At 71.1% G+C, this 21,753-nt stretch carries 17 protein-coding genes; 10 read left to right on the forward strand and 7 right to left on the reverse strand.

Going from position 1 to position 21,753, the window contains the following annotated elements:
* Nucleotides 1-7: 7 nt before the first annotated feature.
* From OHB04_RS18020 to hemL, 3 genes are all read right to left on the reverse strand, one after another.
* Nucleotides 8-607 carry a TlpA family protein disulfide reductase gene (locus OHB04_RS18020; RefSeq protein ID WP_326688717.1) on the reverse strand — a complete coding sequence of 200 codons (600 nt, stop codon included), beginning with the start codon at nucleotides 605-607 and terminating at the stop codon, nucleotides 8-10.
* Between the two features lie 77 nt (nucleotides 608-684).
* Nucleotides 685-1,422, reverse strand: coding sequence for a histidine phosphatase family protein (locus tag OHB04_RS18025; RefSeq protein WP_326807799.1), 738 nt, complete (start codon nucleotides 1,420-1,422; stop codon nucleotides 685-687).
* Nucleotides 1,419-2,756, reverse strand: coding sequence for a glutamate-1-semialdehyde 2,1-aminomutase (hemL, locus tag OHB04_RS18030; protein WP_326807800.1), 1,338 nt, complete (start codon nucleotides 2,754-2,756; stop codon nucleotides 1,419-1,421). The genes OHB04_RS18025 and hemL overlap by 4 nt, the downstream gene beginning before the upstream one ends.
* Before the next feature lie 259 nt (nucleotides 2,757-3,015).
* Between hemL and OHB04_RS18035 the strand changes: the two genes are divergently transcribed.
* Together OHB04_RS18035 and OHB04_RS18040 are read left to right on the forward strand one after the other, a co-directional pair.
* The gene (locus OHB04_RS18035; protein WP_405807465.1) at nucleotides 3,016-3,528 is read left to right on the forward strand and encodes a hypothetical protein; all 513 of its coding nucleotides are present in this window, start codon (nucleotides 3,016-3,018) and stop codon (nucleotides 3,526-3,528) included.
* Nucleotides 3,529-3,734: 206 nt separating this feature from the next.
* Entirely contained in the window at nucleotides 3,735-4,670 is a 936-nt protein-coding gene (locus OHB04_RS18040; protein ID WP_326807801.1) for a DUF389 domain-containing protein, read from the forward strand.
* A 139-nt stretch (nucleotides 4,671-4,809) separates the two neighbouring features.
* On the opposite strand, the gene OHB04_RS18045 is transcribed toward OHB04_RS18040, so the two are convergent.
* The gene (locus tag OHB04_RS18045; RefSeq protein WP_326688722.1) at nucleotides 4,810-6,594 is read right to left on the reverse strand and encodes a BCCT family transporter; all 1,785 of its coding nucleotides are present in this window, start codon (nucleotides 6,592-6,594) and stop codon (nucleotides 4,810-4,812) included.
* Nucleotides 6,595-7,706: 1,112 nt separating this feature from the next.
* On the opposite strand from OHB04_RS18045, the gene OHB04_RS18050 reads away from it, so the two are divergent.
* On the forward strand, nucleotides 7,707-7,964 hold the full coding sequence (locus OHB04_RS18050; protein ID WP_326688723.1) for a hypothetical protein: 258 nt from the start codon (nucleotides 7,707-7,709) through the stop codon (nucleotides 7,962-7,964).
* A 43-nt stretch (nucleotides 7,965-8,007) separates the two neighbouring features.
* Here OHB04_RS18050 and OHB04_RS18055 read toward each other — a convergent pair whose 3' ends face one another.
* Nucleotides 8,008-8,622: a TetR/AcrR family transcriptional regulator gene (locus OHB04_RS18055; RefSeq protein ID WP_326688724.1), complete on the reverse strand. Its 615-nt coding sequence runs from the start codon at nucleotides 8,620-8,622 to the stop codon at nucleotides 8,008-8,010.
* A gap of 113 nt (nucleotides 8,623-8,735) precedes the next feature.
* Between OHB04_RS18055 and OHB04_RS18060 the strand changes: the two genes are divergently transcribed.
* The 6 genes from OHB04_RS18060 (at nucleotide 8,736) to OHB04_RS18085 (ending at nucleotide 15,553) form a co-directional block, all read left to right on the forward strand.
* Nucleotides 8,736-10,214, forward strand: coding sequence for an FAD-dependent monooxygenase (locus OHB04_RS18060; RefSeq protein ID WP_326807802.1), 1,479 nt, complete (start codon nucleotides 8,736-8,738; stop codon nucleotides 10,212-10,214).
* Between the two features lie 10 nt (nucleotides 10,215-10,224).
* Nucleotides 10,225-10,560, forward strand: a complete 336-nt coding sequence (locus OHB04_RS18065) for a YnfA family protein (RefSeq protein WP_326688726.1) — start codon at nucleotides 10,225-10,227, stop codon at nucleotides 10,558-10,560.
* A 49-nt stretch (nucleotides 10,561-10,609) separates the two neighbouring features.
* Nucleotides 10,610-11,665 (forward strand): GNAT family N-acetyltransferase, encoded by a 1,056-nt coding sequence (locus OHB04_RS18070; RefSeq protein ID WP_326807803.1) that lies wholly within the window; start codon nucleotides 10,610-10,612, stop codon nucleotides 11,663-11,665.
* 342 nt (nucleotides 11,666-12,007) lie between these two features.
* Nucleotides 12,008-12,919 (forward strand): hypothetical protein, encoded by a 912-nt coding sequence (locus tag OHB04_RS18075; RefSeq protein WP_326688728.1) that lies wholly within the window; start codon nucleotides 12,008-12,010, stop codon nucleotides 12,917-12,919.
* A gap of 229 nt (nucleotides 12,920-13,148) precedes the next feature.
* The gene (locus OHB04_RS18080) at nucleotides 13,149-13,868 is read left to right on the forward strand and encodes a DUF3558 domain-containing protein (RefSeq protein ID WP_326688729.1); all 720 of its coding nucleotides are present in this window, start codon (nucleotides 13,149-13,151) and stop codon (nucleotides 13,866-13,868) included.
* 134 nt (nucleotides 13,869-14,002) lie between these two features.
* Complete coding sequence (locus OHB04_RS18085) at nucleotides 14,003-15,553, forward strand: DUF2637 domain-containing protein (protein WP_326688730.1); 1,551 nt, start codon at nucleotides 14,003-14,005, stop codon at nucleotides 15,551-15,553.
* 149 nt (nucleotides 15,554-15,702) lie between these two features.
* On the opposite strand, the gene OHB04_RS18090 is transcribed toward OHB04_RS18085, so the two are convergent.
* Complete coding sequence (locus OHB04_RS18090; RefSeq protein WP_326807804.1) at nucleotides 15,703-17,724, reverse strand: hypothetical protein; 2,022 nt, start codon at nucleotides 17,722-17,724, stop codon at nucleotides 15,703-15,705.
* A gap of 252 nt (nucleotides 17,725-17,976) precedes the next feature.
* Nucleotides 17,977-19,773 (reverse strand): lysine--tRNA ligase, encoded by a 1,797-nt coding sequence (gene lysS / locus OHB04_RS18095; protein ID WP_326688732.1) that lies wholly within the window; start codon nucleotides 19,771-19,773, stop codon nucleotides 17,977-17,979.
* Nucleotides 19,774-19,911: 138 nt separating this feature from the next.
* Between lysS and argS the strand changes: the two genes are divergently transcribed.
* Nucleotides 19,912-21,690: an arginine--tRNA ligase gene (gene argS / locus OHB04_RS18100; protein ID WP_326807805.1), complete on the forward strand. Its 1,779-nt coding sequence runs from the start codon at nucleotides 19,912-19,914 to the stop codon at nucleotides 21,688-21,690.
* Nucleotides 21,691-21,753 lie beyond the last annotated feature (63 nt).

Below are 21,753 nucleotides of genomic sequence, written 5' to 3' on the forward strand. Positions count from 1 at the left end.
GACGGGGTCACTTCGCCGCGAGCAGGGGGTCGAGGGCCGAGCGCAGTTCCTTCTCGCTCAGCTCCTTCAGCGCCCGCACGGCGACCTTCCCGTCCTTGTCGAGGATGAGGGTGGAGGGGATGGCCTGCGGGGAGAGCGTGTTGCGGGGGAACTTGAGGATGAGCTTGCCGCTGGGGTCGTAGAAGCTCGGGTAGTCGATCTCGTAGTTCCGCTCGAACGCCTTCGCGTTGGCCTTGTCCAGGTCGCGGGTGTTGATGCCGAGGAACTGGACGTCCTTGCCCTTGGTGGAGCGGGCGACCTTGGCCAGGTTGGGGGCCTCGGCACGGCAGGGGCTGCACCACGAGCCCCATACGTTCAGCACGACGACCTTGCCCTTGTAGTCGGACAGCTTCAGCTTCTTGCCGTCGACCGAGGGGCCCTTGAGGTCGGGAACGGAAGTGCGCTTGCCTCTGGCCACCTTGGTGATCTGGCCCGTACCCTGCACGAACTTGGTGTCACCCGAGGAGGATCCGGTCTCTTCACCGCCGCAGGCGGACAGCAGCAGCGCACCCACGGCGGCCCCTGCGGCCAGCAGCGTGAGGCGGCGGGAAGCGCGGATCTGGCTCATGTGAAAAGTTTCGCATGAGCATCTGTGGGATCTTCCGCACCCCCCTGCTCCCCCCTGCGGGCCGCCTTCGTCCCAGCTCAGGCGCCGAACCCCTTGCTCTGTCCCTTCTTGGGACGGCTGGCACCGGCACGCAGGTGCGGCGGCACCAGATCGCGGGCCGGCTCGCTGTACCCCACCGCGACGATCTTGTCGCCGAGGAAGGTGAAGCTGGTCAGCGAGGCGAGCGTGCACTGCCTGCGGCGCGGGTCGTGCCACAGCCTGCGGCGCTCGACGAAGCTGCGCAGCGTCCAGATCGGCAACTGGTGGCTGACGCACACGGCCTCGTGTCCGCGCGCCGCGTCCTTGGCGCTCTCCAGCGCCGCGCGCATCCGCACGACCTGGTCGATGTACGACTCGCCCCAGGAGGGCCGGAAGGGGTTGCGCAGATGGCGCCAGTTCTCCGGCCTGCGCAGCGCGCCGTCCCCGACGCCGAAGGTCTTGCCCTGGAAGACGTTGCCCGCCTCGATCAGCCGCTCGTCGGCGGCGACGTCCAGGCCGTGCGCCTTGGCGACGGGCGTGGCCGTCTCCTGCGCGCGCTCCAGCGGCGAGGCGACGACATGGGTGATGTCGCGCCCCTCCAGATGTTCGGCGGCGCAGTCGGCCATCCGGCGGCCGAGGTCGGACAGGTGGTAGCCGTCCAGCCGCCCGTAGAGGATGCCCTCCGGATTCTCGACCTCGCCGTGCCGCATCACATGGACGACGGTGACCGTCTTGTCGTGCTTGTCCCGTGCGCCCCTGCCCTCCACGCCTTCGGCGCTCACACCCTCGCCGCTCATGCAGCCACCGCCTCGGCGGCGGCGCGGGCGGCGGCGGGCAGCGCGTCGGCGATCCGCTGGAGCGCCGCGTCGTCGTGCGCCGCGGAGACGAACCAGGACTCGAATCCCGAGGGCGGCAGATACACGCCCTGAGCGAGCATCGAGTGGAAGAAGGCGGTGAAGCGGAACGACTCCTGCCGCCTGGCGTCCTCGTAGTTGGTGACCCCGGACTCGCCGAACTCGCCGAAGAAGACGGAGAACATGCTGCCCGCCGTCTGCACGGTGTGCGCGAGGCCCTCCTTGGTAAGCGCCTCGGCGGTGAGCTGCCGCACCTGGCGGGCCGCGGCGTCGACCTTGGCGTAGGCGGCGAAGTCGTCACGGGCCAGCACCCGCAGCTGGGCGAGGCCCGCGGCGGTGGCGACCGGGTTCCCCGACAGGGTGCCCGCCTGGTACACCGGCCCGGCCGGTGCGAGGCGCTCCATGACGTCCTTGCGCCCGCCGAACGCCGCGGCGGGGAAGCCGCCACCCATGACCTTGCCGAACGTCATCAGGTCGGGGACGACGCCGTCGATGCCGAACCAGCCGCGCTCGCCGACCCGGAAGCCGGTCATCACCTCGTCGGAGACGAACAGCGCGCCGTCCGCCGTACACAGGTCCTTCAGCGCCTGGTTGAAGCCGGGCAGCGGCGGGACGATGCCCATGTTGCCCGGCGACGCCTCGGTGATCACACAGGCGATCTCCCGGGGGTGCGCGGCGAACGCCTCCCGGACCGCGTCCAGATCGTTATACGGCAGCACGATCGTGTCGCCCGCCTGCGCCCCCGTCACGCCCGGGGTGTCCGGCAGGCCGAGCGTGGCGACCCCGGACCCGGCTGCGGCCAGCAGCGCGTCGACGTGCCCGTGGTAGCACCCGGCGAACTTGACGACCTTGGCCCGGCCGGTGAACCCGCGCGCCAGCCGGATCGCCGACATGGTCGCCTCGGTGCCGGAGGAGACGAGTCGTACCTGCTCAACGGGGTCGATCCGCTCGACGATCTCCTCGGCGAGCGCGACCTCGTCCTCGACAGGCGTACCGAAGGAGGTTCCGCGCGCCACGGCCTGCTGGACGGCCTCGGTCACCTCCGGGTGCGCGTGGCCGAGAATCATCGGCCCCCAGGAGCAGACGAGGTCGACATACTCCCTGCCGTCCGCGTCGGTGAGGTAGGGACCCTTGCCGGACACCATGAACCGGGGCGTACCACCCACACCACGGAAGGCGCGGACCGGAGAGTTCACGCCTCCCGGGGTCACGGCGGCGGCACGTTCGAAGAGCGACTGCGATACTGGGGCGCTGAACGAGTAAGTCACGAAAGCCATGGTGTCAGAGCCTTCCACGGCGGGGGCTGGGGGCGTTTCACAGTCCGTGAGACGGGGAGGTCTCTGACACGATGATCGGGTCGCACGATGTCGGCAGTGCGGCTCGAATGAGCAGTCGGGTGGTGACATGCATCGCGGTGGCGGACTGGGAGAGGGGACCGGCCCCTCGGAGACTGGCCCGGGGCGCGCCCCGGGGCGCCATCGGCGTGATGCGGCCGAGAGCGGGAGCACCGCGGAGCGCGACAGCCGCGCGGAGCGGATCAGCCCGGTCGAGCGGCTCAGCCCGGCGAGCAGCGGTGGCACGGCAGAGAGCACGAGCAGCAAGGGTGGCGGCCGGGTGGGGGTGACCTACAAGTACTTCGGGGCGCCGGACGGGGCCACGGCCGCACGCGTACCCATCTCGATGCGCCCGGAGGAGCTGGGCGGGGACGAGCTGGGACACGGCATGTTCACCAAGATCAAGCCGGAGACGATGGCGGCGATGGTACTGACGGGGATCGAGGGCATACCCCTCAACCGCGTCCCCCCGCTCGAACTCGTCGTACTGCACCCCGACTACGCCGTGGTGAAGCTGCCCATGACGGTCGTCGACCCGCTGCGCGGCATCGGCGAGGAGTCGGTGGGCGCGGCGGCCTTCATCTGGTCCACCGTCCCGGACCGCGCCGGTCCGCAGGACGCCTACAACGTCTACCAGCTCCTGCACCGCTGGCAGGACTTCTCCGACCGCCTCCACGAGGCCGGCCACCAGGCGTACTGCCTGGTGTGGCCGTGAGCCTTGGTGCTTTCCTGAGTTTGGCGCGGTTCTGAGCTTGGCGCGGTTCTGAGCTTGGCGCGGTCGTGAATTCCGATGTGGCCGGGAGCCTTGGTGCCTTTCTGAGTTCGGTGCGGCCGTGAATCCTGGTGTGGCCGTGAGCTTCCGCTGATTGCCGCTGTTCCCGTCCGGGGCCTCCCGGTGTCCCGCCCGCTACGCTGCCCGCCATGCTGCACCTGCGGATGATCAGCCCGCCCGACCGGACGCCGGAAGTCCTCGCCCTGCTGGAGTCGAACGTCGGCGCCACCCACCTCGCTGTACTGGAGGGCGCGGCGCGGGATCCGGCCGGCGATGTCCTCATGTGCGACGTGGCCCGGGAGGCCGGTGACGAACTGCTCGCCCGGCTGCGCGCGCTGGGCCTGGCCGAGCACGGTTCCATCTCCGTGGAGAACATCGACCTCTCGCTGTCCGAGCGCGCCGACCGTGCCGAGGACGAGGCACCGGGCGAGGGCGTCGACGCGGTGCTGTGGGAATCGCTGACCGAGGCCACGCACGAGGAATCGCGGCTGACGGTCACCTACCTCACCTTTCTGACCGTCGCCACGATGATCGCGGCCGGCGGTGTCATGACGGACAGCGCGATCCTGATCGTCGGCGCGATGGTCGTCGGCCCCGAGTTCGGGCCGCTGGCGGGCGTGTGCACCGGGCTGGTACGGCGCAGGGCGCGGCTGGTGGGCCGCTCGCTGGCGGCGCTGCTGGTGGGCTTCCCGTTCGCGATGCTGGCCACCGGGGCGTTCGGCCTGCTGATGGACGCGCTGGGGCTGTTCTCGCGGGCGGACTTCAACAAGCCGCATCCGATCAGCGAGTTCGTCTGGAAGCCCGACCCGCTCTCGTTCGTGGTGGCGCTGCTGGCGGGGGTGGCCGGAATCGTCTCGCTGACCTCGGCGAAGTCCGGTGCGCTGGTGGGCGTGGCGATCTCGGTGACCACGGTGCCGGCAGCCGCCAACGCGGCGCTGGCGCTGAGCTACGGCAGCATGTCGGAGACCTGGGGCTCCTTCGGCCAGCTGCTGGTGAACCTCGCGGGGATCATCCTGGCGGGGACGCTGACGCTGCTGGGCCAGAAGCTGTTCTGGGCGCGGAAGCGGCATGCGGGCGTCCCGTGACAGACGCACGGGCGTCCCGCCACCGTCTGAGCGGTGGCGGGACGCCCGTGCGGCACCCCGAGGGTGCCGGTGACATACCGGGCCGGTCCTGACCCCGGTCAGTCCCTACCCGGGGTCAGTCCTTACCCGAAACCCGGGGTCAGTCCTTACCCGAGTCGGTCGACGTGTTCTTCTCGCCGCCGTTGTTCCCGTTGCCGTCGTCCACGACCACGTCGGCCACGGCCTGGGCGACCTCCTGGTCCAGGACCTCGGCCTCCAGCTTCGGCGCGTCGGGGTCGACCGGGCCGATCTGGAACTCGAACTCACCGCCGTACTGCTCGTGGGCGGCGACGACCGCGCTGCCGACCGCCTCCTCGCCCCGCTCGGTGCGGATGATGAGCGGGTCGCGGCGCAGGTCCTTACTGAGCGCGATACACAGTCCGATCATCACGACAGTGAAGGGCACCGCCACCAGAATGGTGAGGTTCTTCAGCCCTTCCAGCGCCTCGTCACCACCGCCGCCGATCATCAGCATGATGGCGCCGACGGCACCGGTGAGCACACCCCAGATGATGACGACGCCCCGGCTGGGCTCCATCGTGCCCTTCTGCGAGAGCGTGCCCATCACGATCGAGGCCGCATCGGCGCCCGAGACGAAGAAGATGCCGACCAGGAGCATCACGATGAAGCCGGTGACGCTGGCGATCGGGTACTGGTCCAGCACGTTGAAGAGCTGCGCCTCTTGGGACGTCCCCAGCTTCGTGCCGTCGGACTGGAGCTTCATGGCGGTGCCGCCGAAGATCGAGAACCAGATGAGGCTCACGACGCTGGGGACCAGGATCACGCCGCCGACGAACTGGCGGATGGTACGGCCCCGGCTGATGCGGGCGATGAACATGCCCACGAACGGCGTCCAGGAGATCCACCACGCCCAGTAGAAGACCGTCCAGCCGGACAGCCAGTCCGCGACGCCCTTACCGCTGGAGGAGTCGGTGCGCCCGATCATCTGCGGTAGGTCACCGAGGAAGCTGCCGACCGAGGTCGGCACCATGTTGAGCATCAGGATCGTCGGACCAGCGACGAAGAGGAAGACCACCAGCAGCCCGGCCAGCACCATGTTGATGTTGGAGAGCCACTGGACACCCTTCTCGACGCCGGAGACGGCCGAGAAGACGAAGGCCACGGTCAGCACCGCGATGATGGTGACCAGCACGCCGGTGCCGACCTTGGTCGCCCAGCCCGCTTCCTCTATGCCGCTGCCGATCTGGAGCGCGCCCAGACCCAGCGAGGCCGCGGAGCCGAACAGCGTGGCGAAGATCGCCAGGATGTCGATGACCTTGCCGATGCCGCCGTTGGCCGCCTTCTCGCCGATGAGCGGGGTGAAGACCGCGCTGATCGTCTGCCGGCGCCCCCGCCGGAAGCAGCTGTAGGCGATGGCCAGACCCACGACCGCGTAGATCGCCCACGGGTGGAGCGTCCAGTGGAAGAGCGTGGTGGCCAGCGACGTCTCCATGCGGTCCGCGTCGTTGGCCGGGTTCGTGCCGGGCGGGGCGTCGGTGAAGTGGCTCAGCGGCTCGCTCACGCCGTAGAACATCAGTCCGATGCCCATGCCGGCGCTGAACATCATCGCGATCCACGACACCGTCTTGAACTCTGGCTCCTCACCCTCCTTGCCGAGGGTGATCTTGCCGTAGCGGCTGAACGCCAGCCACAGCGAGAAGATCACGAAGCCGGTGGCGGCGAGCACGAAGGCCCAGCCGCCGTTGTGCATCGTCCAGGTCAGCATCTCGGAGGACACGTCGCTCAGGGAGTCCGTCGCGACGGCGCCCCAGATGACGAAGATGAGCGTGAGCAGCGCTGTGACGCCGAACACGACGCGGTCCGTCTGCGGGCCCCGGGTCAGTCCCCCGCTGAAGGCCGGGGCCTCCTCTGTCTCAGGTTTCACGTTTGCCTATCGCCCTTCCTCCGGTGGACATTCCGGACCTTTCGCGCGTCGTGGCATTCCGTTGTGCATCGGACGCCGTCATGGATGCCAGTCATCGGTTCGGGGGGCCGCTACCCGGCTTTAATGAAAGTAATCCGGTCACATAGCGCGCCCAAAGCCAGACACTCGTCAGCCAACTTCCCTTGTCATCAGGGGCATTGACCTCCCATCAGATGTCATGGCCACGATCCTTGATCAGCAGAACTCGGTAAGCCTAGGGGCCTTGCCTGGCTGGGACGCCCATCCGGGCGTATACGGAAGGGGTCGTTGTAGATCCGGAACGTACGGGCGTTGCCACAGCCGGACAGTTCACGCGTTCCGGACCCTGTCCGGCGTATCTATCGACGGAATCACCCCGTCCGTAACTTCGGCACCATCGAACGGGCCGCAGCACCGGGAGCCGTCAAGGCCCCTGACGGTGCACTGATGGCGAACGGGCATGCCGTGAGGGCGAGGAAGAAACACACGAGAAACCGCACGAAGGGCCGCAAAACGCTCAGCTGGACCGCTGTCGCGCAGTGCTGGTGAGCGGGGTCGGCATGACGACGGCCGCCGGGGCGGCCGACCTGGACGGCCTGGGGACGGCGGGGGACAGCAGGGGGGTGCGGGGGTGTCGGCCGCCCCGCCGGACGGCACGTCGGGAGGGGCCTCGGCCGGGACGCCGGACGGGTGTGACGCGGCTGCCGGCTGACGGCTGACGAGGACAGCTGCCAGCCGCCGGACCGCCCCTACGTCGCGGGCGGCCGGAAGACCGTCGCCGAGTCGTCGCGGGCGGCCGGAAGAGCGTCGCCGAGTCGCTGAACGGCGGGCCCCTCGCCGGGCCCCTCGCGGACGGGGCGAACGGCGTCGCGGCGGGCCACCCGGCGCTGCCGTTCGACGAGCCGCTGATCACCAAGGGCAAGGAGGCCGCGGTCAAGGCCAGGTCGGCGTGCCTGGCGGGCACGCCGGCGCGCTTCCCGTTCGAGCGGATCGGGAACTTCCCCGATGAGGGCTACTCCCTGAAGGGGCCGCACAAGCCGCGCGGCACGGACGGCAGGACCTGGGGCGAGGTCCTGGACGCCCGGAAGCTCGGCGTGGGCGTCGGACCCGAGGGCTCCGGAGCCCGCCACGAGCTGGACTTCCCCGTCTTCCGGTACCGCGCCCTGCCGGGCGAGGTCCTCCCGACCGAGGCGGAGGACGCGCCCCGGAAGGCGTACCGCTCCGCGGGAATACCGACCGCGTGGAAGACCTACCCCGGCGACCATTCGACGACCGATCGGACGGCGGTGGGCGACACCGTCTCCCGGCTGCGCGACCGCTTCGCGGACAAGCCCGTAGCCGACAGCTGCTGAGCAGCGCCGCCCGGACCCCACGGATCCCGGGGCGCCATCCCGCTCAGCCATCTTCGGGTGGCGGAGGGGACGGCGCCTCGCCCGCGAGATAGGCCTGGACGGTGGGCGCGAGCCAGCGGACCACCTCCTCCGGGGGCAGCGCGACGACGGGCGGCAGCTCCAGCACATATCTGCACAGGGCCATCCCGAGGACCTGTGAGGCCACCAGCCCCGCCCGGGTCCTGGCCTCGTCGGGATCGGGACTCAGCGCCTCGGCCAGCGGCCCGAGCTGGTCGCGGAAGATGCCCCGCATCTTCTCGGCTCCCGCCGGGTTGGTCGCGCCCACGCGCAGCATGGCCTTCAGCGCCTCGTCCTCCTCCCACAGGCTCAGGAAGTGCCGCACCAGCACCGCGCCCGCGTGCTCGCGGGGGAGATAGGAGGCTTCGGGCAGGCGCAGATCGAACTCGACGGAGGCGGCGAAGAGCCCGGCCTTGTTGCCGTAGTAGCGCATCACCATCGCCGGATCGATGCCGGCCTCCCGGGCGATGAGGCGGATCGTGGCGCGCTCGTACCCTTCCGCGGCGAAGCTGTCGCGCGCGGCGCGGAGGATCGCGGCGCGGGTCGAGTCGGAGCGGCGGGCGGGCTCTGGAGCCTCGGTGCGGGTCTCGGTGCCATCCATGTCAACAACTGTAGGCCAACAAGTGTTGACGCGCCAGCCCGGCCTGGCTACGGTTGTGCCAACAGGTGTTGACCAGCGGGCGCCGAAGGGGCGCCCAGCCCGGGGAGGCAGTCATGGCACGCACCAGCACTACGCAGGAGACGCACGGAGCGGGGAAGCAGGAGGCGGAGGTCCTGGTCGTGGGGGCCGGCCCGACGGGCCTGCTGCTCGCGGGCGACCTCGCGGCCTCGGGCCGCCGGGTGACGCTGATCGAGCGCCGCGACGACACCGCCGGCAATCTCACGCGCGCCCTGGTCGTGCATGCCCGCACGCTGGAGCAGCTCGACGCCAGAGGACTGGCCGACGAGCTGGTCAAGGCCGGGCACCCGGTCGAGGGACTGCGCCTGTTCGGCACCGCCACCCTCGACCCCACCTCGCTGCCGACGCGCTTCCCCATCGTCCTCGTGGTGGGGCAGTACGAGGTGGAGAGGCTGCTGGAGCGCAGGGCCCGGGAGGCGGGCGTCGTCTTCCGGCACGGCGCGGAGCTGGCGGCGCTGCGCCAGGACGCCCACGGCGTGGAGGCCGACATCCGCGAGGGAGGCAAGGCGCGGACGCTGCGCGCCCGGTATCTCGTCGGCGCCGACGGGGTGCACAGCAAGGTCCGCGAGGAGCTGGGGCTGCCGTTCCCCGGCAAGTCGGTGCTCCGCTCGATAGTGCTGGCCGACGTGCGGCTGGCAGAGCCGCCGAAGGCCCCCTTCACGGTCAACGCCACGGAGCGCGCCTTCGCACTGGTCGCCACCTTCGGCGACGGCTGGTACCGCGTCATGGGATGGCGCCGGGGCCGCCAGCTCCCCGACAGCGCCCCGGCCGAGCTGGAGGAGGTGCGGGAGTTCACCCGTCTCGCGCTGGGCTCGGATTTCGGGATGCACGACGCCCGCTGGATCTCGCGGTTCCACAGCGACGAGCGGCAGGCGCCCGCCTACCGCGTCGGCCGGGTCTTCCTGGCGGGCGACGCCGCCCACGTCCACTCCCCCGCCGGCGGAATGGGGATGAACACCGGGCTCCAGGACGCCGCCAACTTGAGCTGGAAGCTCACCGCCGTCCTTGACGACACCTCGGCCTCCACCCTGCTGGATACCTACGAGGCGGAGCGGCACCCTGTCGGCAAGGTGGTGCTGCGGACAAGCGGGGCGATCATCCGGGTCGCACTGATGCACTTCCCCGGCAGCCACACGCTGCGCACTGTCGCGGGTTCCTTGGTCAACCGGATACGGCCGATGGCCAAGCGCGCGATCATGACGGTCTCCGGGATCGGCCTGTCCTATCCCGCGCGGCCCGGCTCTCACCGGCTGGCAGGCAGGCGCGCCCCTGACCTGGCTCTGGCCTCGGGCAGGTTGTACGAGACGCTGCGGGAGGGCCGGTTCGTGCTGGTGACCCCGCACGGGGCACCGAGCAGGGCGGAGGACCCGCGCTTTGTGCACGAGGAGTCGGCGGGCGCCGGGAGACACACCCTCCTGATCCGCCCGGACGGCTACATAGCCTGGGCCGGCGAGGGCCCGGCACCGGAAGGACTGGAGGCGGCGCTGACGGAGTGGACGGGCTGGCCCACATAGCCTGGCGCCCATGTTTGTCGCTCGCTCGACCCTGCTGTTCGTACTGGCCGCGCTCTTCGAGATCGGTGGGGCCTGGCTCGTCTGGCAGGGGGTGCGGGAGCACAAGGGCTGGGCATGGATCGGCGCCGGAGTCCTCGCGCTGGGGGTCTACGGCTTCGTGGCGACGCTCCAGCCCGACGCGCACTTCGGCCGGATCCTGGCGGCATACGGCGGGGTGTTCGTCGCCGGCTCGCTGGCCTGGGGAATGGTGATGGACGGCTTCCGTCCGGACCGCTGGGATGTGACAGGTGCGTTGGTCTGCCTGGCAGGCGTCGCGGTGATCATGTATGCGCCACGCGGCAGTTGAGCCGAGAATCCGCGCGTGCCCGGCTCGCTTCCGTGCCTACGATCGCCCGATGACAACCATTCGAACAGCACACCCGGAGGAACTCCCCGCCCTCGTCCAGCTCCAGGGCGGAGCGGGGGAGCGCGACAGCGGCACCCGGGCCTACCTCTCCGAGCTGCTGGAGCGCCGCTGCACTCGCCCCGAATGGTGCCTGGTGGCCTCGGAAGACGGTGCGGGGCCGGTCGGGAGCGCCGTGCTGTGGGCGCTCCCGGGGCACGAGGTCCCCGAGGCGGTCGTCCTGCTGGAGGCGCCCTGGGACGAGTCCGAACTCATCGTCGGAAGGAGGCTGCTGGAGGAGGCCGCCGCGCTCGCGCGGGGTGCGGGGGCCGAGGAGCTGCTGCATGTGGTGGACGGTCCGCCGCAGGCCCCGCAGTTCCAGGAACGGCCCGAGCGGCGCACGGAGTTGCTGGGATCCTGTGGGTTCGCGCGGGTGCGGGACGGGCGCCGATTCCGCCTGCCAGCCGGGAGCGCGCTGCCTACCGAGGATCCGCGGCTGGTCTTCCGGGATTTCACGGAGCTGGGCGGCCGGGAGCCGTTCGTCGGCCTGCTGGCCGAACTGCTGGGCGACACCGCCGACGCCTGGCTGGCAGCGGATGTCGAGCGGCTCGGGGCCAAGGGCGCGGCCGAGGAGCTGTTCGACGACGCGGCAGCTCTGGAGCACCGCCCGGAGTGGTTCGAGATCGGCTACACCCTCGACGGGGAGCCCGCAGTGGTGAGCCTCCCGGCGCTGTCTCCGTCGGCACCCGTGATCGGGTTCGTCGGGGTGGCTCCGGCCCACCGTGGGCACGGCTACGCCACCGCGGCGGTCGCCCGGGGCACGCACGTCCTGGCCAGGGGGACAGCGGGGTCTGAGGGGTCTGAGGGGCCTGACGAGTCTGGGGGGACAGCTGGGCTGGCGGGAGCAGGAAGAGACAGGGATGGGGACGGGGACGGGGGGCTCTTGGGAGTCGGAGCTGTCGAGATACGGGGAGACTGCGACGCGGGGAACGTCGCCATGATCAAGGGTTTCGAGAACTGCGGGTACGAGAGGTTCGCCTCACGCGAGGAGTACGTGCTGCGGCTCTGAGACGGGCGGGCGCCCGCCAGCCGGGCCCCGATCGGCCGCCGAGGACCAACCACCCTGGCGCGCAGCGCCGTTGGCAGGGTCTCGCGTGAGCCGGTCAGCAGTCCGCGCCCCTTGGACAGAGAGGACGCACAACACGAAACGGAAAAGACTGACTTTGCGCACCATAGACACCAGGTGACCGGACGGTTGGATGGCGCGTGCGATAGATATTGTGTTCCGTCGCCCCATCGGCGGAACGCGCTACCGTCCTGGACACCCCGGACGACGACCCGAGCGAGGAGGCCGACCGTGCCGCGGAGGGCAAGGACGTACGCCACATACAGGACGTACGCGACACATTCCGTGCTAGCCCTCGCACTGGCCGGAGCCCTCACCACGCTCACCGCCTGCACCGGTTCCTCCGGCTCCGACGGGGGGGACGACGCCAAGCCGGGCGACTCCTCCAGCTCCGCGTCGGCCGCACCGCCCGGGAAGTACCGCACGCTCCCCGAGCCCTGCGGCACCGTCAGCGTCAGCCAGCTCAAGGAGATGCTCCCCGGCGCCGCGGCCGAGAGCGACGAGAGCGGGGGCGACGACGAGTCGGGCAGCGTCGACCCCAGCCCCAGCCCCTTCAAGGGCGCGGCGACCGTGACGTACGACACCGACCGCCGCGTCGGCTGCCGCTGGAAGAACGCCACCACGCTCGGCACCCGCCATCTCAACGTCGACTTCGAGCGGGTCGTCTCCTACGACCCCGCGGTCAGCGACGACGAGCAGGCCGAGCGGCTCTACGACAAGAAGGCCAGCAAGGCCAAGATTCCCGTCGCCTCCTCGGGTTCCGGCGACGCCGCCGGCCAGAGCGAGGAGTCGGGCGAGAGCAAGAGCGACGCCAGTGGCCCGACGCCCGACGGCAAGACCTCCTCCCGCCGCAAGTCCTCCGGCGACGACGACCCCAAGGGCGACTCCCGCTCCGGCAGGAGCCCCGAGTCCTCGGAAACCGCCGGGGGCAGCGCCTCCTCCAGCCCGGACGGGAAGCTGGCCCCGCGCCCCCTGGACGGCATCGGCGACACCGCCTTCATCAACGACAAACTGGACACCGCGGATTCCGGTCTCCATCGCGACATCACCCTGGTCTTCCGCACGGCCAACGTGATCGCCACCGTCCGCTACGACCAGTGGGTCACGGACAAGCACCGGATCCCGGACAGTAAGGAACTCCAGGACAAAACACACGACCTCGCCCAGCAACTCTCCGAAACGTTCGAGGAGGAGTGAACCGACATCTGAACCGGAGCGGCGGCCCCCGCGCATACGCGCCCACCTGTGGTGCGTCACTCAGCGCGCACGACCCGTGCGGTAGCCCGGTCCTGGCTGTGGGCTGACACACGCTGTGGGCGGTGCCACGAAACGCCCACACCACCCCATGGGCCGCGTACCGTTCCGTCAGCACAGCCGCCAACGCGGCTCGGCTCAGACTGTGAAGAATCCCGGAAGCGAAGGAACCATGCACCGAAACGCCCCGCGCAACGCCCCTCGACGGAGCAAGACCGTCAGGAACTCGCTCGCCTGTGCGGCAGTGGCGCTCCCCGTCCTGCTGGTCGCCGGCTGCTCCTCGGACTCGGACCAGGGCAAAGAGTCCGACTCCCCCTCGGCTTCCGCGAGCAAGTCCGCGCCGAAAGCCGCACCCGCGAAGTTCAAGACGCTGCCCGACTCCTGCAAGAGCCTGTCCAAGGGCACCGTCAAGGACGTGGTGCCCAAGACGGGGAACACCTCCGGCAAGCGTGTGGGCTCCGGCGACACCAATGAGTCCAACAGCTGCCTGTGGAGCGGACTGAACAAGTACGACTACCGGCAGCTGACGGTCTCCCTCAAGCGCTTCGACTCCGACGCCTCCCTCGGCTCGGGCGACAAGCGCGCCGGGGAGTACGTGAAGCAGCAGGCGGGCGAGGTCGTCAACAACAAGGACAACAAGAAGCCCAAGAACTCGGCGGTCTCCGGGGTCGGCCAGCAGGGCGCGGCCGTCTCGTACGAGACCGAGAAGAAGGACTCCAAGGGCAAGGCGGAGGACTACCGCGCCGAACGCCTGGTGGCCCGTTCGGCCAACGCCGTGGTCACCGTCGACTACGAGGGCGCCGGCTTCGAGGACGGCAAGAAGCCCAGCGCCGAGGACCTGAAGAAGAAGGCCGTCAAGGCGGCGAAGGAAGCGCTCACACACCTCAAGTGAGCCCCGCGTACGCGTCCTGACGCGAGGGAGCCCGGCCCGCACCCGTCGCACGGGAGGGCCGGGCTTCGTGCGTGTCGCGCTTGACGGATGTGCCAGGCTGGGCGCGCCAGTTTCCGAGGGTGGGGACAACTCCTGTGCACGGCGTACAACTGACCCGAATACACCGCATACTCATCGCAGTTGTGGTCACCGGTGCTGTGGTGATCGCGGCGATCGGCTTCGCGGGCTCGTTCTCGGCAGTCCGCGACCTGGCGGAGAAGAAGGGCTTCGGGTCCTTCTCCCCCTTCTTCCCCATCGGTGTGGACGCGGGCATCGTCGTACTCCTCGCTCTCGACCTGCTGCTGACCTGGATCCGCATCCCCTTCCCCCTGCTGCGCCAGACGGCCTGGCTGCTGACGGCGGCCACCATCGCGTTCAACGGCGCCGCGGCCTGGCCGGACCCGCTGGGGGTGGGAATGCACGCGGTGATTCCCGTTCTCTTCGTCGTCACCGTCGAGGCGGCCCGGCACGCCGTCGGGCGCGTGGCGGACATCACGGCCGACAAGCACATGGAGGGCGTCCGCCTCTCCCGCTGGCTCCTGGCCTTCCCCTCCACCTTCCGCCTGTGGCGCCGGATGAAGCTGTGGGAGCTGCGCTCCTACGACGAGGTGATCCGGATGGAGCAGGACCGCCTCGTCTACGAGACCCGGCTGCGCGCACGGTACGGACGAGCCTGGCGCCGCAAGGCACCCGTCGAGGCGCTGATGCCGCTGCGGCTGGCCCGCTACGGCGTCCCGCTGACGGAGACGGCGCCCGGGTCGCTGATCGCCCGCTCCGACGCCCCCGCGGCGGCGCGCACGACGACATCCGCCCTCGCGCCCGCCGCCTCCACCCCCGCCTCCGCCGCGTCCGCGACCCCGTCCACCGCACCCGGCGGCGAGGCCCGGCCCGAGCTGACCCGGGACGGGGCCGAGCTGACCCGGGACGGGGCCGAGCTGCCTGCGGCTGAGCCCGGCGAGCGCGCGGCGCCTGCTCCCTCCTCGTCCGACTCATCCGAGCCGGGCCAGGCCGAGACCTCCCAGCCCGAGCAGCCTGTGCAGGCCCCCGCCCCGGAGCCCGAATCCATACCGGAGCCCCAACTCCAGCCCCAGCCTGAGCCCCAGCGCGCACCTGGGCCCGCCCCGGAGCCCGCGCCCGAGCCCACCGTCTCGGACTTCCCCGTTCCGGTGGCCCCCGGCCGCTACCGCACCCTCGCCACGCCCGCGGCCCCCCACAGCAACGGAAACGGCAACGGAAACGGCAACGGGTACACCACCGACAGCCTCTTCGTGGAGCCCCTCGGGCCCGTCGAGCCCATGGAGTCCGTCGAGCCGCAGCCCTCCCCCACACCGGCGCCCGCACCCACACCGGCGCCCGCACCTCCGCCGGCGCCCAGGATGGACGAGGTGGACGAGGGCCCCTACGGGGGCGACGAGCCCGTGGGGATACCGGACGGGGTGCCCAGGGAAGAGGTCTACTTCGAGTCGTACCGCCAGTTCGTCGCCTCGCACGGGGCCTTTCCCACGGCCCGTCAGCTCTCGCGTGCCCTCCACGAGAGCTTCGGCGTCACGACGTCCGACGGCAGCCTCCTGAGCGAGAACTATCTGCGCACCTACATGCGGGAGTTCAGGGAGCGCTACAACACCGAGATGGGCCTCGCGGGCTGACAGCCACCACCCCGCGCCCGCACCCCGCCCAGTTCCTCGCGCCCGCACCCCGCCCAGCTCCCCGCGCCCGCACCCCGCGCAGGTCCTCGCGCCCCAAGCCCTCGCGCCCCAGCGCCCCAGCGCACGGCCCGTACTCCGGCCCCAGGCCCTCACTCCGGCTCGGGCCAGGCGAACCCCAGTGCCTGTGCCGCCTCCCGGCTGCCGCCCGCCAGCCGCGCGAACGACGTCGGGTCCGAGCCCGCCAACGTCCGTGCCGCCGCCTCCGCCTGCTCGGCGGGCGGCGCGCCGTCCGCCTCGAAGCTCCAGATGAACTGGAGCCGGTGCGCCCCCGAAGCCACCTTGTCCGCGTCGCGCCTCGGGTACATGAACGACACCAGGACGCGGTCGCGCTCGGTGTGGTGCGTGCCGATCCAGCCGGGCGCGCAGTCCCACCGTCCCAGCAGCTCCGGCTCGTCCCGGAGCCGTTCCGCCACCATCCGGGCGACGCTGCGCGCGGGCCACTCCCACGAGTGGTCCGCCTCGGCGCGCGCGACCTCCGCGTCGTAGAGCGCGGCGCCGAACCGCAGTGCGGACAGGGCGCGTTGGGGCTCGTGGGAGGCGGGTGTGCCTGGCAGGCGCCAGCCGTCCCACACCACCACGTCCCCCTCGCGCCGGATGGTGACGTAAAGCGCGCCGCAGCAGCCCTCGGTGCAGTGCGCCTCGGCGAGCCGCACCTCGTGCGGCTCTTCCCGGGCGCGCAACTCCCCGCGCCCCAGCAGCTTTTCGGGCATATGCGGCGGCCCGTACGGGAACAGCTCCGCGATCAGCGGCCTGCCGTCCACCAGCACCCGGGTCTCGACCCCGATCGTCCGGCCGGGGTCGTGTACGGCCACCTCCACGCGGAAGGCGCTCCGGCCCTCGCCCGCCTCCCCCAGCGCCGCCACCCCCTGCCCAGGCCCAGGCCCAGGACCCCAGTCCGAGCCCGACCCCATTCCAGAGCCCGGCCCCGGCCCAGGCCCCGAGCCCCGCACCACCCCGCGCAGCCACTCGGCCCGCCACGCGGCGGACTTCGGGTGCCCCTCGGGCAGGGGCGCGGGCGCCGAACGGAGCGCTTCGCGCAGCCGGGCGCACACCTCTTCGCGCTCGCCCGGCGCCCAGTCGAGCAGATGGCTGGGCCCGCTGTGGACGTCGAGCAGGAGCGAGGCCAGCGGGGCCTGGTGTGCCACGGTGCCGGTCAGCGACGTCGCACACCGGGACAGCGCGAGGCACACCTCGCGCGCCGGGGCGTACTCGGGAATCTGGGCGCGGTAGTCGTTGAGCGCCGTTATGGCGATCAGCAGCTGTGCGGCCGTCGCCCGGACCCGTACGTCCTCCGTCTCCCGCAGCGCGCCGGGCAGATCGAGCGCCTCGGCGATCTCCCGGGCACGCGAGGCGACGGTCCAGCCCGCGTCGAACTCACCGCACAGCAGCCCCCACCGGTCCGCGGTCGCGCCGCTCTCCGTCAGCGCCCGTACGGCGGCGATGCGCTGCCGCCCCTCAAGCCGGCCCGCCATCCAGACGAGGTCGGCACCGGGGTCGTCGAGGGAGGCCAGCGCCGCGACGGCGCTCAGCCCACAGGGCCGCAGCAGTCCCACGGTCCTGATCAGCGGGGCGTCCTCGGCACGCGCCGTATCCGTGAGCAGGGCCAGCCCGAGGTTCACGGTGCGCCGGTCGGTGCCGTACCGCACGAGGCCGAGGCCGATCTGCCGGGAGCGCCCGGCGTCCGGCCGGGGGACGAGGTCCGCCGCCGTCCGGGTCACCTGGCGCGGGGTGACATCGAGGGGGCCGAACAGCGCGTCCACCGTCGCGGCCGAGGCATCGGAGCCGGGCTCGAACAGGCCCTCCAGCACGCTGTGGAGGCCGACGGCCGCGGTGCGCTCCTCGACGGGCCGGGGTTTCACATTCCCTTGCCCGTCGCCCTGCTGCTCGCGCCGCCCGTCACCCTGCTCTTCGCGCCGCCCGTCGCTCCGCTCTCCGCGCCGCCCGCTCTTCCGTCGGCGTCGGGTCGCGCCGTCCGGATACGGGGCTCCGCCGTCCGGCAGGGGCTCCTCGGGCGTGGCTGCGGCCAGCCGGAGGGCGTGGTCGTAGTAGGAGATCCGGGAGAGCCCGGAGGGCGGTTCGCCGGGTGTCAGGCGCCCGTTGTGCGCGCTCACCGGCGCGTGGGGTTCTCGCTTTCGAAGGTCACGCGCCGATGCTCACACGCCGCGTCCCAAGGGGGCAACGGATTACCCGCCGCCCCCGAGGAACGCACCTGAGAAACGGGCCCCGGGAACGAGCCCCAGGAACGAACCCGAGTTCGACCCGCGGCCTCAGCCGCCCAGCCGCCCAGCCGCCCAGCCGCCCAGCAGCTCAACCGCCCAGCCGCCCAGCCGCTCAACCACCCAGCCGCTCACCCACCCAGCCGCTCAGCCACCCAGCAGCTTGCGCACCCGCTCCGCTCCCACCGCCAGCAGCAGCGTCGGCAGCCGCGGGCCGGTGTCGCGGCCGACCAGCAGTCGGTACAGCAGTGCGAAGAAGCCGCGCTGGGCGACCTTCAGCTCCGGTGTCGGCTTGGCGTCCGGGGCGAGCCCGGCCTGGATCTTCGGTACGCCGTAGACGAGCTGGGTCAGCCCGTCCAGCGACCAGTGCTCATCCAGTCCGTCGAGCAGCATCCGGAGCGAGGTGCGCTGCTCGTCCTCCAGCGAGGCCAGCAGCTCGGCATCCGGCTCGTCGCGTACGCGGGTGCGCTGCTCGGCCGGAACCTGCGTCGTGATCCAGCGCTGGGCGCGGTCGAGCCGGGGCCGGACCTCGTCCAAGGCGTGCACCGGATGCTCGGGATCCAGCTCGCTGAGGATGCGCAGCGTCTGTTCCTCCTGGCCGCCGGTGATGTCGGTGACGGAGGCCAGCGTGCGGTAGGGCAGCGGCCTGGGCGTCATCGGCAGGGGGCCCAGCGCGGTGGACGAGGCGCGGGTGTGCGCCGCGACGTCGGCGGGCTGGGCGCTGCCGTCCGTGATCTTGCGGCCGAGCGCGTCCCACTCGTCGTAGGTGCGCTGGATCTCCTGGTCGAAGGCGACCTTGAACGACTGGTTGGGCTTGCGGCGGGCGTACATCCAGCGCAGCAGCGGCGCCTCCATGATCTGGAGCGCGTCGGCCGGGGTGGGCACGCCGCCCTTGGAGGAGGACATCTTCGCCATGCCGCTGATGCCCACGAAGGCGTACATGGGGCCGATGGGCTGCTCGGCGCCGAAGATCTCCTTCACCAGCCGGCCGCCCACCACGAACGAGGAGCCGGGCGACTGGTGGTCGACGCCGGAGGGCTCGAACACCACGCCCTCGTACGCCCAGCGCATCGGCCAGTCGACCTTCCACACCAGCTTGCCGTGGTCGAACTCGCGCAGCAGCACCGTCTCGCCGTGCCCGCACGCGCAGGTGTAGGACAGTTCGGTGGTCTCGTCGTCGTAGCCGGTGACGGTCGTCAGGTCGCGACCGCAGGCGGTGCAGTACGGCTTGTAGGGGAAGTACTCCCCGCCGCCCGCACCCGAGCCGTCGTCCTCGGCCGCGGCGCCCGAGCCCTCGACCGCCTCGACCTCGGCGGCGTCCGGAGCGGCATCCTGCTTCTGCTGCTTCTGCTTCTGCTGCGCGTTCTTCTGCGGGCTCTTGCCCTCCGTCGCTTCGCCGCCCTTCGCGCCCTTCTCCAGGGTGCGGTAGCGGTCCAGGACGGCGTCGATCCGGGCGCGCTCGCGCATCGCGAACAGGATCTGCTCGCGGTAGGCGCCCGAGGTGTACATCTGCGTCTGGCTGATGCCGCGGTACTGCACCCCCAGCTCCAGCAGGGAGGCTTCCATCGCGGCCTTGAAGTGCTCGCCCCAGCTCGCGTACGGGCTGCCGGGCGGGGCCGGGACGGCGGTCAGGGGGCGCCCGATGTGCTCGTTCCAGGACTCGTCGACGCCCTCGACCCCGGCCGGGACCTTGCGGAACCTGTCGTAGTCGTCCCAGGAGATGAGGTGCTCGCACTCCACGCCGCGCCGCTTGATCTCGTCGGCGACCAGGTGCGGCACCATCACCTCGCGCAGGTTGCCCAGGTGGATGGGGCCCGAGGGGCTCAGCCCGGAGGCGCAGACGATCGCTTTGCCGGGCGCGCTGAGACCTCGGCGTTCCGCTTCGGCGATGACCTCATCGGCGATACGGGAGACCCAGTCGGCCTCGTGAGTGGTCTGAGCCACGTCCGGCACTTCCTTCTCTCTACGCTCAGGGATCCTGTCGCGCCATTGTCCCACCCCACAAACAGGGCGGCGGCCCCGTACCCGTACATGGGATACTGGCCGACGATCCCGACACACCAACGGAACGGTCAGCACTCCATGGCTACGGTCCCCTCTCTTGCCGCTACGGTCCGCCGGCGCGTCTCGGACGCCCTCTCGGCAGCTCTGCCGGAGGCCACCTCCGCCGACCCGCTGCTGCGACGAAGCGACAGGGCGGACTTCCAGGCCAACGGGATGCTGGCGCTCGCCAAGAAGCTCAAGGGCAACCCGCGGGAGCTGGCCGCCAAGGTCACCGAGACCCTGCCGGACAACGACGAGATCAAGGACATCGAGGTCTCCGGGCCCGGTTTCCTCAACATCACCGTCGCCGACCAGGCGATCGTGCGGAACCTCGCGGCCCGCTGGGCGGACGAGCGCCTGGGTGTGCCGTACGCGGAGAACCCGGGCACGACGGTGATCGACTACTCGCAGCCGAACGTCGCCAAGGAGATGCACGTCGGGCACCTGCGCTCGACGGTGATCGGCGACGCGGTGATGCGGATCCTGGAGCACCAGGGCGAGACGGTGATCCGGCGCCACCACATCGGCGACTGGGGCACCAACTTCGGCATGCTCATCCAGTACCTGATCGAGCACCCGCACGAGCTGGACCACGAGTCGGACACGGCGGGCGCCAAGGACGCGGGCGAGGCCGCGATGGCCCGGCTGAACCGGCTCTACAAGGCGTCGCGCACGGTCTTCGACTCCGACGAGGAGTTCAAGTCCCGCGCCCGCGACCGCGTCGTCCAGCTCCAGGCCGGCGACGAGCAGACGCTCGCGCTCTGGCACAAGATCGTGGACGAGTCGAAGACGTACTTCCAGGCCGTCTACGAGCAGCTGGACGTCGAGGTCCGGGACGAGGACATCGTCGGCGAGAGCGCCTACAACGACGACCTCCAGCGGGTTGTCCAGGAGTTGGAGGAATCCGGCGTCGCGGTGCGCTCCGAAGGCGCGCTGTGCGTCTTCTTCGACGACGTCAAGGGCCCCGACGGCTCCCCGACCCCGCTGATCGTCCAGAAGTCCAACGGCGGCTTCGGCTACGCGGCCACCGACCTGGCCGCCATCCGCGACCGGGTCGGCAAGCTGAAGGCCGACACGCTGCTGTACGTGGTGGACGCCCGGCAGGCGCTGCACTTCCGGATGGTCTTCGAGACCGCGCGCCGGGCCGGCTGGCTGCCCGAGGACACCGCGCGGCAGCTGCCCTTCGGCACGGTCCTGGGCAAGGACGGCAAGCCGTTCAAGACCCGTGAGGGCGAGACGGTGCGGCTGGTGGATCTGCTGGACGAGGCGGTGGAGCGGGCGGCGGTCGTCGTACGCGAGAAGGCCGAGTCCGGGAACCTGGGCCTGAGCGAGGACGAGATCCAGGAGCGCGCGGCCGAGGTCGGCATCGGCGCGGTCAAGTACGCGGACCTGTCCAACTCCATGACCCGCGACTACGTCTTCGACCTCGACCGGATGGTCTCGCTCACCGGCGACACCAGCGTCTACATCCAGTACGCGTACGCCCGGATCCGCTCGATCTTCCGGAAGGCGGGCGACCACAAGCCCCTCGCGCACCCGGAGCTGGAGCTGGCCCCCGCCGAGCGCGTACTCGCCCTGCACCTGGACGAGTTCGGCGACACCCTGGCTTCGGTGGCCGAGGAGTACGAGCCGCACAAGCTGGCCGGATACCTCTACGAACTGGCCTCGCTCTTCGGCCCGTTCTACGAGCACTGCTCGGTGCTGGACGCCGACACGGAGGAGCAGACGGAAAACCGCCTCTTCCTCTGCGACCTCGCCGCCCGCACCCTCAGCCAGGGCCTGTCCCTGCTGGGCATCCGGACGCCCGAACGCCTCTGAGCCCGAGCGCTTGGCCGAACGCCTGGGGCCGGGCGCTTGGGGCCGAATGCCTGGGGCCTGGCG

It is taken from the genome of Streptomyces sp. NBC_01775 (assembly GCF_035917675.1).
Classification (GTDB): domain Bacteria; phylum Actinomycetota; class Actinomycetes; order Streptomycetales; family Streptomycetaceae; genus Streptomyces.

Coding starts and splice junctions, on each gene's coding strand:
- OHB04_RS18020 (WP_326688717.1), bottom strand. CDS start 607: ATGAGCCAGATCCGCGCTTCCCGCCGCCTCACGCTGCTGGCCGCAGGG.
- OHB04_RS18025 (WP_326807799.1), bottom strand. CDS start 1,422: ATGAGCGGCGAGGGTGTGAGCGCCGAAGGCGTGGAGGGCAGGGGCGCA.
- hemL (WP_326807800.1), bottom strand. CDS start 2,756: ATGGCTTTCGTGACTTACTCGTTCAGCGCCCCAGTATCGCAGTCGCTC.
- OHB04_RS18040 (WP_326807801.1), top strand. CDS start 3,735: ATGCTGCACCTGCGGATGATCAGCCCGCCCGACCGGACGCCGGAAGTC.
- OHB04_RS18055 (WP_326688724.1), bottom strand. CDS start 8,622: ATGGATGGCACCGAGACCCGCACCGAGGCTCCAGAGCCCGCCCGCCGC.
- OHB04_RS18060 (WP_326807802.1), top strand. CDS start 8,736: ATGGCACGCACCAGCACTACGCAGGAGACGCACGGAGCGGGGAAGCAG.
- OHB04_RS18065 (WP_326688726.1), top strand. CDS start 10,225: ATGTTTGTCGCTCGCTCGACCCTGCTGTTCGTACTGGCCGCGCTCTTC.
- OHB04_RS18070 (WP_326807803.1), top strand. CDS start 10,610: ATGACAACCATTCGAACAGCACACCCGGAGGAACTCCCCGCCCTCGTC.
- OHB04_RS18080 (WP_326688729.1), top strand. CDS start 13,149: ATGCACCGAAACGCCCCGCGCAACGCCCCTCGACGGAGCAAGACCGTC.
- argS (WP_326807805.1), top strand. CDS start 19,912: ATGGCTACGGTCCCCTCTCTTGCCGCTACGGTCCGCCGGCGCGTCTCG.